At 68.0% G+C, this 12,845-nt stretch carries 10 protein-coding genes; 6 read left to right on the top strand and 4 right to left on the bottom strand.

The features are described 5' to 3' along the window. The first annotated feature begins 13 nt into the window (after nucleotides 1-13). The 5 genes from Bsp3421_RS12675 to pelG are packed head-to-tail and all read left to right on the top strand — an operon-like array spanning nucleotide 14 to nucleotide 6,195. A complete protein-coding gene (locus Bsp3421_RS12675; protein ID WP_273998375.1) occupies nucleotides 14-562 on the top strand; it encodes a penicillin-binding protein activator LpoB in 549 nt (182 codons plus the stop codon). A gap of 43 nt (nucleotides 563-605) precedes the next feature. Further along, nucleotides 606-2,072 carry a PelD GGDEF domain-containing protein gene (locus Bsp3421_RS12670; RefSeq protein WP_273996302.1) on the top strand — a complete coding sequence of 489 codons (1,467 nt, stop codon included), beginning with the start codon at nucleotides 606-608 and terminating at the stop codon, nucleotides 2,070-2,072. After that, nucleotides 2,059-3,219 carry a sugar ABC transporter permease gene (locus Bsp3421_RS12665; protein WP_273996301.1) on the top strand — a complete coding sequence of 387 codons (1,161 nt, stop codon included), beginning with the start codon at nucleotides 2,059-2,061 and terminating at the stop codon, nucleotides 3,217-3,219. Before Bsp3421_RS12670 ends, Bsp3421_RS12665 begins: the two co-directional genes overlap by 14 nt. A gap of 8 nt (nucleotides 3,220-3,227) precedes the next feature. Further along, nucleotides 3,228-4,805 carry a GT4 family glycosyltransferase PelF gene (gene pelF / locus Bsp3421_RS12660; protein WP_273996300.1) on the top strand — a complete coding sequence of 526 codons (1,578 nt, stop codon included), beginning with the start codon at nucleotides 3,228-3,230 and terminating at the stop codon, nucleotides 4,803-4,805. Nucleotides 4,806-4,824: 19 nt separating this feature from the next. After that, a complete protein-coding gene (pelG, locus tag Bsp3421_RS12655) occupies nucleotides 4,825-6,195 on the top strand; it encodes an exopolysaccharide Pel transporter PelG (RefSeq protein ID WP_273996299.1) in 1,371 nt (456 codons plus the stop codon). Between the two features lie 9 nt (nucleotides 6,196-6,204). On the opposite strand, the gene Bsp3421_RS12650 is transcribed toward pelG, so the two are convergent. Further along, nucleotides 6,205-7,221, bottom strand: coding sequence for a diguanylate cyclase domain-containing protein (locus Bsp3421_RS12650; RefSeq protein WP_443111443.1), 1,017 nt, complete (start codon nucleotides 7,219-7,221; stop codon nucleotides 6,205-6,207). A gap of 618 nt (nucleotides 7,222-7,839) precedes the next feature. On the opposite strand from Bsp3421_RS12650, the gene Bsp3421_RS12645 reads away from it, so the two are divergent. After that, complete coding sequence (locus tag Bsp3421_RS12645; protein WP_273996298.1) at nucleotides 7,840-8,382, top strand: DUF3592 domain-containing protein; 543 nt, start codon at nucleotides 7,840-7,842, stop codon at nucleotides 8,380-8,382. Nucleotides 8,383-8,547: 165 nt separating this feature from the next. On the opposite strand, the gene ahpF is transcribed toward Bsp3421_RS12645, so the two are convergent. The 3 genes from ahpF to Bsp3421_RS12630 form a co-directional block, all read right to left on the bottom strand. After that, nucleotides 8,548-10,155 carry an alkyl hydroperoxide reductase subunit F gene (gene ahpF, locus Bsp3421_RS12640; RefSeq protein ID WP_273996297.1) on the bottom strand — a complete coding sequence of 536 codons (1,608 nt, stop codon included), beginning with the start codon at nucleotides 10,153-10,155 and terminating at the stop codon, nucleotides 8,548-8,550. Between the two features lie 145 nt (nucleotides 10,156-10,300). Beyond that, complete coding sequence (ahpC, locus tag Bsp3421_RS12635) at nucleotides 10,301-10,864, bottom strand: alkyl hydroperoxide reductase subunit C (RefSeq protein WP_273996296.1); 564 nt, start codon at nucleotides 10,862-10,864, stop codon at nucleotides 10,301-10,303. Between the two features lie 203 nt (nucleotides 10,865-11,067). Beyond that, entirely contained in the window at nucleotides 11,068-12,768 is a 1,701-nt protein-coding gene (locus Bsp3421_RS12630; RefSeq protein WP_273996295.1) for a M4 family metallopeptidase, read from the bottom strand. Nucleotides 12,769-12,845 lie beyond the last annotated feature (77 nt).

The following is a 12,845-nucleotide window of genomic DNA, read 5'->3' as shown; positions in this document are numbered from 1 at the left end:
ACCTAACCTCTCGATGCACGCCGCCGCGCCCGGCCGCCGCGCGACGCGCGCCGGCGTGGCGTGGCTGACGGCGGCCCTGCTGGGCGGCTGCGCGGTGGTCGACCAGAGCGCGCCGCCGCCCGTCGCGAAGGGCGACGCGTGGACCGTGCTGCCGATCGCCAACCACACGGAGACGCCGCAGGCGGGCCAGCGCGCGGCCGCGATCGCGCAGGGCCTGCTGCGCGCATACGGCTACGCGAACCTCACGCCGTATGCGGGCGGCGGCGACGACGAAACCCTGTTCGACCCGGCCAAGCCCGACGCGCAGCAGAACGCGCTCAACTGGGCCCGCCAGCAGAACATCCGTTATGCGCTGGGCGGCGCGGTCACCGAGTGGCGCTACAAGGTCGGCGTCGACGGCGAGCCAGCCGTCGGCTTGAGCTTCGACGTGATCGACGTGGCGTCGGGCAAGATCGTGTGGACCGGCACGGGCAGCCGCACCGGCTGGAGCCGCGACGCGCTGTCGGGGGTCGCGCAGAAGCTGGAGCGGGACCTGCTCGCGCCGCTCGCGCGCGCGCAGTGACGGCCGCCTTCGTCATCAACCCTGGAGCGGGCGCACGATCGCGATGAATACGCAGGCATCGGACAACCCCCGCGGCGCGGCGCGCCGGCCGCGCACCGCGCGCGCGACGGGCGCGACCGGCTGGTGGAGCGGAATCATCGCGCCGCCCGCCGGATCGGCGCGCCATCGCGCGGTGGCCGCGCTCGAAACCGTCGGGCTCACGCTCGTCGCGATCGCGGCGTGCCGGGCGCTGTCGCACGACGATCCGCTGCTGGTCGGCAGCGGCTTCGGCTGGATCTGGCTCGTGCCGGTGCTCGTCGCGCTGCGCTACGGTTCGGCGGCCGGCGTGCTGTCGGGCCTGCTGCTGCTCGTCGCGTGGCACGTGCTGTACGCGGCCGCGCCGCCCGCGGTCGGCGCGCTGAACGCGCTGGGCCCGCTCGCGCCGGCGCGGCGCTTCCCGCTCGGGTTTTTCTTCGGCGGCTTCTTCCTGACGCTGCTGGCCGGCCAGTTCGGCGACATCTGGCTGAACCGCCTGCGCCAGAGCCGGATCGCCAACGATTATCTGGCCGAGCGCCTCGCGATCCTGACGCGCGAGCAGTTCATGCTGCGGCTCTCGCATGAACGGCTGGAACAGGATCTGCTGAGCCGGCCCGCGACGCTGCGCGATGCGCTCGCGCGGCTGCGCACCCTGGTGCTCGCGCAGGAGCCGCACGAGGCGGAGCAGGGCGAGGTCACGCTGCGCGGCGCGCAGGCGTTTCTCGACGCGGCCGCGCAGGCGACCCAGCTGGAGGTCGCGAGCGTGCACGCCTGGCGCGCCGGCGCGCCGGCGGGCGACGCCGCCGCGTCGATCGGCCGGCCCGCGCCGCTCGATCCGCGCGACCCGCTGCTGCGCGAGGCGCTGGAGGCGCGCACGCTCATCCACGTCGCCGGCGCGGCCGAGCAGGTCGCGGCGGCGAGCCGCTATCTCGCGTGCGTGCCGCTCGTCGACGCGCAGGGCGAGATGGCGGGCGTGGTCGCGATCGAACGGATGCCGTTCCTCGCGCTGACGCGCGACAACCTGCAATTCCTGCTCGTGCTGTGTTATTTCTACGCGGACGGCGTCCGCCACGCGACGGTCACGCGCGACATGCTCGCGGCGTTCCCGGCCTGTCCGCACGGCTTCGCGCTCGACTACGCGCGGCTCGTGCATCTGCGGCGCGCGACCCACGTCGAATCGTCGATCGTCGCGCTGGTGTTCGACAACGACGCGCGCAGCGCCGCGTGGTACGAACACGTGCTGCGCACGCGGCGCTCGCTCGATGCGCAATGGTCGCTCGACGGCCACGGCCGGCGCGCGATCCTGACGCTGATGCCGTTGTCGAGCGGCGGCGCGGTCGAAGGCTATCTGCTGCGCATCGAGAACAGCTTGCGGGCGCAATTCGGCGTCACCTTCGAAACCGCGCACGTCGCGGTCTACTCGATGCGCGTGCCGGTCGACGAGCCGATCACCGCGCTGCGCGATCTGCTGGAGCGAAGCGGTGTCGGCGCCTGACGCGCTGCGGCCGGCCGGCGAGGCCGGCGCGCCCGCGCGAGGCACGGGCGCCGCATGGCTGCCCGGGCTCGCGGGCGTGGCGTTGCAGGTGGCCGGCTTCGCGCTCGCGGCGCGCGGCATCGCCGACCCGTCCGTGCAGGCGCTGGGCGGGCTGCCCGCGCCCGCGATGCTGGGCGCGGCGGCGGCGCGCGCGAACACGGGCGCGCTGCTCGTGTGCGTGGCGGTCGAGGCGCTCGGCGCGGCGCTCGTGGCGCTCGGCTGCGCGAGGTGGCTGTCCGCGCGCGCGCGGCCGGTGGGGCGCGGCGGGCTCGCCTTGCTGTGGGGCCTGAATTTCGCGCTGCCGATCGGCGGCCTGGCCTGCACGCTCGGCGCGCGCGCGCTGGCCGCGCTGCTCCCGGATAACAGCGCGCACCTGCCGGTGGTGCGCGTCGACGAACCGGCCTTCACCGAATACCTGCTCGGCGCGGTGTCGTACGGGCGCGGCGCGCGCCTCAAGGCCGAACTGCGCAACGCCGAGGCGAGCACCGATTTCCGCATGACCGCGCTGCTCGCGATGCAGGCGCTGCCGGCGCGGACCGTGTCGCCGGTTTTGCAGGAGATGCTTGCCGATCCGCTCGACGACATCCGGCTGCTCGCCTATGGCAGCCTGGAGAACAAGGAGAAGGCGCTGACCCAGAAGATTCTCGCCGAGCGCGCGAAGCGCGCCGCCGCGCGGGCGCTGCCGGCGAGCGAGCGCGCGCGCATCGACAAGGCGCTCGCCGAGCTGTACAGCGAACTGATCTACCAGCAGCTGGTGACGGGCGACGTGCATGAGCACGCGATCGGGCAGGCGGACCACTTCGCGATCTCGGCGCTGACGCTGACGCCGCACGACGCCGCGTTGTGGCGGCTGCGCGGCCGGCTCGCGCTCGCGCGCCGCGACCTCGCCGCCGCGGATCAGATGCTGGGGAACGCGATCGCCTGCGGTTTTCCGCGCGACCGGCTGGTGCCGTACCTGGCCGAGTCGGCCTACTGGCGGCGCGATTTCAGCGGCGTGCGCCGCCTGCTCGGCGAACTCGACCGGCGCACCATCACGCCGGTGCTGCAGGCGACGCTCGACTGCTGGGCAACGCCCGCGCCGCCCGATTCCCACGCCAACCGCTCATGAGGGCCGTCATGCCGAATGCCGTCTCGTCCGGACTGCCGCGCGCCGCGTCGGCGGATGTCCTGTTGCTGCTGGAAGGGACGTTCCCGTATGTCAGCGGCGGCGTGTCGAGTTGGGTGAACCAGATCATCCGCGCGTTTCCCGAGCTGCGCTTCGCGCTGTGCTTCCTCGGCAGCCGCGAGCAGGACTATGCAGGCATGCAGTACGCCTTGCCGGACAACGTCGTCCATCTGGAAACGCACTACCTCTACGACTTCGCGCCGCCGCCGCTCGTCAAGCCGATGCGCGGCGATCCCGGCGCGTTCGCGCGCTCGGCGCAACTGCACGACAGCCTGCGCAACCCCGCGATGCGCGACCTGAGCGCGCGCATGCTCAAGGACATGCTGACTGACCTGCGCCCGGGCGGCGCGCTCGGCGAGGACGCGTTCCTTCATTCGAAGGAGGCATGGCAGTACCTGACCGACCAGTACCGCCGGTTCTGCACCGATCCGTCATTCGTCGATTACTTCTGGACCGTGCGCATCATGCACAAGCCCCTGTGGCAGCTTGCGCGGATCGTCGAGCAGCTGCCCGCCGTGCGCGTGCTGCATACCGCGTCGACCGGCTACGCGGGCTTCCTGGGCGCGCTCGCGCATTACCGGCAGGGGCGGCCGCTGCTCGTGTCCGAGCACGGGATCTACACGAAGGAACGCAAGATCGACCTGTTCCAGAGCGAATGGATTCGCGACAACCGCAGCCTGTTCGAGCGCGACGTCTCGCAGGTCGCGTACTTCCGCGACCTGTGGGTGCGCTTCTTCCAGTCGCTCGGACGCGTGTGCTACGACGCGGCGCAGGACATCGTCGCGCTCTACGAAGGCAACCGGCGGCGCCAGATCGCCGACGGCGCGCCGGCCGCGCGCACCGCGACGATCCCGAACGGCGTGAACCTGCCGCGCCTCGCGCCGCTGCGCGCGCAACGCGCGGCGACGGTGCCCAGGACGCTGTGCCTGATCGGACGCGTGGTGCCGATCAAGGACATCAAGACCTTCATCCGCGCGATGCTGACCGTGCTGCGCCGCATGCCCGACGCCGAGGCCTGGATCGCCGGACCGGAGGACGAGGATCTCGCGTATGCGCAGGAGTGCCGCGCGCTCGTTGAAAGCCTCGGGCTGAAGGACAAGGTGCGCTTCCTCGGCTTCCAGAAGATCGACGAACTGCTGCCGAAATGCGGGCTGCTGGTGCTGAGTTCGATTTCCGAGGCGTTGCCGCTCGTCGTGCTCGAAGGCTTCGCGGCCGGCGTGCCGTCGGTGACGACCGACGTGGGCTCGTGCCGGCAGCTGATCGAGGGCGCGCCGGGCGAGGACGCGGCGCTCGGCGCGGCCGGGCGCGTCGTGCAGATCGCCGATCCGCGCGCGCTGGCCGAAGCCGCGCTCGACCTGTTCGACGACGCGCACTGGCGCGCCGCGCAGCGCGCCGGCATCGCGCGGGTCGAACGCTATTACACGCAGGAGCGGATGGTGGGGTCCTACCGGACGCTCTATCAGCGCCTGGCTGCCGCCGACGACGCGACCGGGGCCGACGCGACCCGCGCCGCGTCCGCGCACGGCTGATCGCACGGGAGCCGCCGGGATGGCCGGAATCGGATTCGAACTGCGCAAGATGCTCCGTCGCAATACGCTGACGGGGCTGATGCAGGCCTATGCGTATGCGGGATTGATCGGCGCGGGGCCGTGGGTGCTGTCGATCGTCGGGATCCTGCTGATCGGCGTGCTGAGCCTGCCGTTCGTGCTGCCGACCGGGCTCATCACGCAGTTCCAGGTCTCGGTGACCTACCTGATCGCGGTGTCGCTCGTGCTGACCGGGCCACTGCAACTCGCCTACACGCGCTTCACGTCGGACCGCCTGTTCAAGGAGCGGCGCGATCCCATCCTGTCGAATTTCCACGGCGTGATGGCGGTGGTCACGCTCGGTTCGGTCGGGCTCGGCGTGCTCGCGTCGCTGACCCTGTTCCGCGCGCAGACGCCCGGCTACCGGATGCTGATGCTCGCGGGCTTCGTCGTGACGGGCAACATCTGGATCGCGACGATCTTCCTGTCCGGGATGAAGCGCTATCTGTCGATCATCGTCGTGTTCCTGATCGGCTACACGGCCACCACGGTCAGCGCGCTTGCGCTCAACCGGTACGGCCTGAACGGCCTGCTCGCGGGGTTCGTGTTCGGCCAGACGCTGCTGCTTTGCGGCCTGCTCGCGCTGATCTACCGCGACTATCGCAGCGAACGCTTCATCTCGTTCGAGATGTTCTCGAAGCGCTACCGCTATCCGTCGTTGATGCTGATCGGCCTGTTGTACAACCTCGGCATCTGGATCGACAAGTTCATGTTCTGGTATGCGCCGGGCACCGGGCAGCCGGTGATCGGGCCGCTGCGCGCGTCGCTGATCTACGACATCCCCGTGTTCCTCGCGTATCTGGCGATCCTGCCCGGCATGGCGGTGTTCCTGCTGCGCATCGAGACCGATTTCGTCGAGTACTACGATGCGTTCTACGATGCGGTGCGCGAGGGCGCGTCGTTGCAGCATATCGAGCGCATGCAGCGCGCGATGGTTGAATCGCTGCGCACGGGGGTGTGGGAAATCATCAAGGTGCAGTCGATGGCGGCGCTGTTGCTGTTCGCGGCGAGCCCGGTGCTGCTGCGCTGGCTCGGGATTCCGTCGCTGTACCTGCCGCTGCTCTACATCGACGTGATCGCGGCCAGCATGCAGGTCGTGTTCATGGGCGCGATCAACGTGTTTTTCTACCTCGACAAGCGCGGGATCGTGCTCGGGCTGGTCGGGGCGTTCGTGGCGATGAACGCGGGCTTCACCGCGCTCACGCTCGGCGCGAACCCGGCCACCTACGGCTACGGCTTCGCGGGGGCGCTGCTCGTCGCGATGCTCGCGAGCCTGTACCTGCTCGACCGCAAGCTCGACGCGCTCGAATACGAGACCTTCATGCTGCAATGAGCGGCGCGCTCAGCGCGCGCCGCCCTTGCGCTCGCGCTTGATCGCGTACATCGCCTTGTCCGCGCGGTCGATCAGGCCGGTCATGTCGGTGCCGTCGTCGGGCAGCACCGCGATGCCGACGCTCACGCCCAGGTCGAGCCGCTGCCCCTCGAATTCGAACGGCTGGGCGACCCGCTCGGTCATCCGCTCGCTTTGCTGCTCCGCGTCGGCGCGCCCATGGATGCCGGGCAGGATCACGCCGAACTCGTCGCCGCCGAGCCGCGCGACGGTGTCGGAGCGGCGCGCGGAGCCGCTGATCCGCATCGCGGCCTCGCGGATCGCGGCGTCGCCGACGCGGTGCCCGTAGCGGTCGTTGATCGGCTTCAGGCCGTCGAGGTCGAGATTCAGGATGCCGAGCACAGCCGACGAACGCGTCGCGAGCTGGATCGACTGGCGCAGCCGGTCGTAGAACAGGGCGCGGTTCGGCAGGCCGGTCAGCGCATCGTGGGTGGCTTGCAGGTAAAGCTCGTTGGTCTCGTTGCGGGCCGCGTGGTACATCGCGGCGGCGATCAGCTCGGAGATCAGTTCGAGCACCTGGATGTCGTCCTCGGTGAAGGCGTTGACTTCGGGCGACATGACTTTCAGGACGCCGACGGTGGTGTCGAGGTGCCGGAGCGGCGTGACGATCATCGAGCGCAGGCCGACGCGGCGGCAGGCTTCGCGATCGACGCGATCGTCGAGTTCGGAATCGTCGCAGCGCATGATGCGGCCGCTCTGCACGCACAGCCCGGACAGGCTGCCGACCCGCTTCAGGCGCAGGCCGAGCAGGTGGCCGGCGATGCCGGAGGCGGCGCGGTAGACCATTTCGTCATGCTCGGCGAGTTCGACGACCGCGCCGTGCGCGTGGGTCAGGTGCTGGCCGCGTTCGGCGACGAAGGCCATCACGCCGCCGAGGTCGAGCCCGAGCTTCGCGATCTCGGTCTGGGCGCGGACGATTTCGAGGAGCGTTGCGTTGCCGGGCGAAGCCGGCGGGGTGGTGGTCGGCACGATCGTTTCCTGCGGCGAGGACGCGGGGACGTGGCGCGACGGTCCGGCGCGTCGGGGTCAAAAAGGGTGCGGCTTGAGTGAACCGGCGGCCCCCCGGCCGACGGTGCGGTAGGTGTGAGAATAATGGAAAACGACTGGGTTGGGAGCGGTCGCGGGCGGGGCGGAGTGGGGGGATATTACGAATCTGTGCTGGATGGAAATGCTTGTGACGGATAGTTGGCAGAGAAGTGAGAGTCTGACAAATTGATTGTCTATCGCGCGCGGCTGCATGTCTGATTCGAACCACGAAAAGAGGAGTTCGCATGTCTTGGCACCATGGAGACTATCTGGCGCTCGCGCAAGGTGTCGTCCCTGCACTTGCTATTCCTGGTGCATTCGGTGTGGTTTTCTTACAGGAATGCGTTCACCGTGAATCCAACCAAGGCGTCGGGCCGGAGGCAGCCACTTCCCGCCATTCGACTTAACTTCGCCTAAGATTGAGAATCGGGCGCAGGCTCCATCACGCGGAATCATCGCCGCCGCGAAACGTCTTGAAGACAGGCGCATCTTGCCCTGCCGACATGCCAGTCGAACATCGCCGACCCGCAACCCGTACTCAAACACCGAGATGCGTCCACCATGAACGGCTTACCCTCTCGCGGCGCGCGGGCGACACCGAAGCCGGTACGAAAGAGGCTGATTGCGTTTTATGTGCTCGCTTTCGCGGCGGCTGGCGGGTGGATGGGCTACGGCGTTCTGGATGGGTGGCACTGGCAGGATGTCGAGCAAAACTGGGAATCAACCGGCGGGACCATAGAAGCCGCATACGTTCACGAGATCCTGAGCCACCGCCGTATCCGTTGGGAGACCGGCTGGATCTACTCGTATTCAGTGAACGGGCGGAAATACGATGCTGAAAGCAACGCACTGAATCGTGCCTACTCTGCCCATTTGTTTATATCCGAGCGGCAAGCCGAACATGACAAAGAGACACGGCCCATTGGGAGTCGTGTGCCCGTCCACTATGACCCGGCTGCACCACAGCGTTCCGTGCTGGACCCCGCGACCGATAGTCCTCTCGATTGGTTCGCCCTGGGCCTGTCGGGAATTTCCATCTGCGCCGCGATCCTGAGCGCGGCCATGCTCGTGAAGACAATCAAAAAACCTAAGCCCGACGCCTGAGTTGCGCGCCGAAAGAGGGCGTCCAGGGTCGATGGAAACTTCCAGGAAACAAAAAAATGCCCTCATCCCACGCGTCGCCGCGCGAAGACGAGGGCCAAGGTAGAGCCGTGAATTCCGTGAATTCCGTGAATTCCGTGAATTCCTTGAATTCCCTCTAACCGCCGCTCAGGCGACTTCCGCTTCCGCTTCCTCTTCCTGCTTCACCACCACCTGCGCGGCATCCTGCGCATCCTGCCGGATCAGATAATCGAACGCGCCCAGCGAAGCCTTCGCGCCTTCACCGACGGCGATCACGATCTGCTTGTACGGCACGGTCGTCACGTCGCCCGCCGCGAACACGCCAGGCACCGACGTCGCGCCGCGCGCATCGACCACGATCTCGCCGTGCTTCGACAGTTCGACCGAGCCCTTCAGCCATTCGGTATTCGGCACGAGGCCGATCTGCACGAACACGCCTTCGAGATCGACGCGCTTGATCTCGCCGCTGCGCAGATCCTCATAAACGAGCCCATTGAGCTTCGCGCCGTCGCCCGTCAGTTCGACGGTCTTGGCCTGCGTGACGACGGTCACGTTCGGCAGGCTGAGCAGCTTCCGCTGCAGCACCTCATCCGCGCGCAGCTGCGCGCCGTATTCGATCAGCGTCACCTCGCGCACGAGCCCGGCGAGATCGATCGCCGCCTCGACGCCCGAGTTGCCGCCGCCCACCACCGCGACGCGCTTGCCCTTGAACAGCGGACCATCGCAATGCGGGCAGTACGCCACGCCGCGGCCGCGATACTCACGCTCGCCCGGCACGTTGATCTCGCGCCAGCGCGCGCCCGTCGCGAGCACGATCGTCTTCGCGCGCAGCACCGCGCCGCCCGCGAGCCGGATTTCATGAACCGCGCCCGGCGCCAGCGCCTCGGCGCGCTGCACATCCATCACATCGACGTCGTACTGCTTCACGTGCTGTTCGAGCGCGGTCGCGAACTTCGGCCCTTCGGTGGCCTGCACCGACACGAAGTTCTCGATGGCCATCGTATCGAGCACCTGTCCGCCGAAACGCTCCGCCACCACGCCCGTCGCGATGCCCTTGCGCGCGGCGTAGATCGCGGCCGCCGCGCCGGCCGGCCCGCCGCCCACCACCAGCACGTCGAACACCGGCTTGGTCGCCAGCGCCTTCGCCGCGCGCGCCGCCGCGCCGGTATCGAGCTTCGCGAGGATTTCCTTGACGCTGCTGCGCCCCTGGCCGAACGACTGCCCATTCAGGAACATCGTCGGCACGGCCATCACCTGACGCGCTTCGACTTCCGCCTGGAACAGCGCGCCGTCGATCGCCACGTGGCGGATGCGCGGATTGATCAACGCCATCACGTTCAGCGCCTGCACGACATCCGGGCAGTTCTGGCAGGACAGCGAGAAATACGTCTCGAACGCATACTCCCCATCGAGCGCGCGAATCTGCTCGATCACGTCGGCATCGAGCTTCACCGGATGCCCGCCCACCTGCAACAGCGCGAGCACCAGCGACGTGAATTCATGCCCCATCGGAATACCGGCGAAACGAATGCCGGCCGGCTTCCCGGGCTCGCCGATCGAGAACGACGGCGTGCGCTCCGCATCGTCGCGACGCTCGATCAGCGCGACGCGCGGCGACAGCCCCGCGATCTCCGCGAGCAAGGCCCGCAGTTCCTGCGATTTCGCGCTGTCGTCGAGCGACGCGACAAGCTCGATCGGACGGCTGATTTTTTCGAGGTGCGACTTCAACTGCGTCTTGAGATTGGCGTCCAGCATGGCGATTGGGATTCCGTGTCGAAAGAGTGAGCCGCGAGCGGCGTCCGCGCATCGCGCGACGAAAGGGCGTGCGGGGGAAGTCCCGCCGGGAGGGAAGCGCACCGGCGCGCGGCCGGTGCGCGGCGGCCCGTTCGGGCCGAGCGGGTCAGATCTTGCCGATCAGGTCGAGCGACGGGGTCAGCGTGTCGGCGCCCGGGGTCCACTTCGCGGGGCAGACTTCACCCGGGTGCGCGGCGATGTATTGCGCGGCCTGGACCTTGCGCAGCAGCTCGCCAGCGTCGCGGCCGATGCCGTTGTCGTGAATCTCGCACAGCTTGATCTCGCCTTCCGGGTTGATCACGAAGGTGCCGCGCAGGGCCATGCCTTCTTCTTCGATCAGCACATCGAAGTTGCGCGAGATCGTCAGCGTCGGGTCGCCGATCATCGGATAGCGGATCTTCGAGATCGTGTCCGACGTGTCGTGCCATGCCTTGTGCGTGAAATGCGTGTCGGTCGACACCGCGTAGATCTCGACGCCCAGCTTCTGGAAATCGGCGTAGCGGTCGGCCAGATCGCCGAGTTCGGTCGGGCACACGAACGTGAAGTCGGCCGGGTAGAACACGACGACCGACCACTTGCCCTTCAGCGTTTCTTCGCTGACCGACACGAAGTCGCCGTGGTGGTACGCGGTTGCCTTGAACGGTTTGATCTGGGTGTTGATGATCGGCATCTGCACTTCCTCTGTTTCGGTGTGTGGTAAGGAAGCGCCAGTATGGCGAGACGATGCGCGGCTGTGAAATTGCTTGTCTTAATGGTGCACATCGTGAATTTCTATGTGGGCCGGCAAGCCCGTCGCAGCGGGCTTGCCGGCCCATCGAGGTCAGGTGCGCGCGTCGCGGCGGGTGCGACATCCCGCCGCGACGCGCGGCTGCGTCAGTTCACGCCCACGGCGCTCCAGGCGCGGGCGACCGCCGCGCTTTCGGCCGAATTCGTGCCGTACAGGTCGTTCGCCGCCGAGATCGACGCGCGCCGCGCATTCGGATAGCTGGAGTTCGCGTTCAGGTACACGGTCAGCGCGCGATACCAGATCTTGCCGGCCTTGTCGCGACCGACGCCGCTGAAGCTGGTGTCGCCGTTGCACACCAGCTGGCTCTTCGACAAGCCGGTGTCGGTCGACGGTACGGTCGGGCCTTCCGACAGCAGGTAGAAGAAGCGGTTGCCGACGCCCGACGAGTAGTGCGGATCGTGACGCGGGTTCGACCACGAGAAGCCGCCCGACGGATAGCAGCTGTACGAGCGGCCGTCGAGATCCTGCTTGTACATCTTGCGCAGGCCGCCGCTCACCACGCTCGCGCCGATCACGTAGTTGCCCGGGTCCTTCGGGCTGTTCGCGTAGAACTTGACGAGCGTGCCGAAGATGTCGGAGGTCGATTCGTTGAGGCCGCCCGCGTCGCCCGAGTAGTTGAGGTTCGCGCTCGCCTCGGTCACGCCGTGGCTCATCTCGTGCCCGGCCACGTCGATCGACACGACGGGCCGCGGCAGGCGGCTGCCCGGTTGGCCGTCGCCATACACCATCACGTGCGAGGGCATCCACGCCGCGTTCGCGCCGGTCGTGCCCGCGCCGGTGTCGAACACCACGTGCGCGTAGCTCTTCACGCCTTGCCCGTCGTTGAACACGCCGTTGCGGTTGTGGACGGACTTGTAGTAATCCCAGGTCATCGCGAGGCCGTAGTCGATGTCCGCGGCGACGGTCTGGCGATCGCTGGTCGTGTTGTTGCCCCACACGTTGGTGCTGCTCGTGAAGATCGACAGGTTGTTGCCGCCCTGATCGATGTCGCCGGCCTCGAGCCCGCGGCCGTCGTACACCGAGCCGCCGCCGCGTGTCGGATCGAGCAGGCGGTAGGCGTTGGTGCCGGTCTGGTCGGTGATCAGCGACAGATTGCCGTAGTACAGAGAACGGCCGGTGCCGGTCGCGGCGGACGACTTGATCAGGTCCTGCGCATCGAGCAGGGCGCCCGTGCGCGCATCGACGTAGTAGAGCACCGCCTCGCCGTGCGTATCGTTCGCCTTGCCGAGCACGCGCACCGCGTACGCGAGGGTCGGCGCGACGTCGCGTGCGAACACGACGAGTTCGGGCGTATCGACGCGGCGCACAGACGCGCCGAAGCGCGCGGTCGCGGCGCGTTGGGCCGCCGTCGCGCCGACGTCGGGCGCGTTACGGACCACGAAGCGTTCGCCGACCTTGCCGATCTTGCCGGCGAGGTTGATCGGCGCGGCTTGCGTCAGGCTTGCCTGCTTCAGTTGCCCCTGGTTCGAGTGCACGACGATGTCGCCGCCGATCACGGCCAGCCCGCCGTAGAAGCGATCGAAGCGCACGTGTTCGGTGCCGTCGGGATCGACGATCACGTCGCGGACCTGGAACTGATCGCCTTCCGTCGGCGCGTTCGCCTGCGCGGCCGCGAATTTCAGCGAGCGCGCGGCGGGACCGGCGGAGAGGTTGAAGCTGCTCGGATTCTGCTGGACCAACTGCAGCGCCCGGTCGACTGTGGCCTGCTGGTCGCCGCCTTGCGCGAAGGCGCTCAGGGTCGCCAACGAAAGCGCGGTAATGGACAGCAGGCAAGTCAGTTTATTCATGTAAACCCCCAGATAATGAATGAATGCGTGAATATTGATAAGTGAATTAAGCGCAAGCATTAAAACTGTAGAGGTAC

Origin of the sequence: Burkholderia sp. FERM BP-3421 (genome assembly GCF_028657905.1) — a bacterium.
Lineage (GTDB): Bacteria > Pseudomonadota > Gammaproteobacteria > Burkholderiales > Burkholderiaceae > Burkholderia.
Note: the sequence above shows the minus strand (reverse complement) of the source record. Positions and strands in the feature narration are given on the sequence as shown.

What these genes read in the sequence shown, in the direction of transcription:
- Bsp3421_RS12670 (WP_273996302.1), top strand. Translation starts at nt 606, where the DNA reads ATGAATACGCAGGCATCGGACAACCCCCGCGGCGCGGCGCGCCGGCCG.
- Bsp3421_RS12675 (WP_273998375.1), top strand. Translation starts at nt 14, where the DNA reads ATGCACGCCGCCGCGCCCGGCCGCCGCGCGACGCGCGCCGGCGTGGCG.
- ahpC (WP_273996296.1), bottom strand. Translation starts at nt 10,864, where the DNA reads ATGCCGATCATCAACACCCAGATCAAACCGTTCAAGGCAACCGCGTAC.
- pelG (WP_273996299.1), top strand. Translation starts at nt 4,825, where the DNA reads ATGGCCGGAATCGGATTCGAACTGCGCAAGATGCTCCGTCGCAATACG.
- Bsp3421_RS12645 (WP_273996298.1), top strand. Translation starts at nt 7,840, where the DNA reads ATGAACGGCTTACCCTCTCGCGGCGCGCGGGCGACACCGAAGCCGGTA.
- pelF (WP_273996300.1), top strand. Translation starts at nt 3,228, where the DNA reads ATGCCGAATGCCGTCTCGTCCGGACTGCCGCGCGCCGCGTCGGCGGAT.
- ahpF (WP_273996297.1), bottom strand. Translation starts at nt 10,155, where the DNA reads ATGCTGGACGCCAATCTCAAGACGCAGTTGAAGTCGCACCTCGAAAAA.
- Bsp3421_RS12630 (WP_273996295.1), bottom strand. Translation starts at nt 12,768, where the DNA reads ATGAATAAACTGACTTGCCTGCTGTCCATTACCGCGCTTTCGTTGGCG.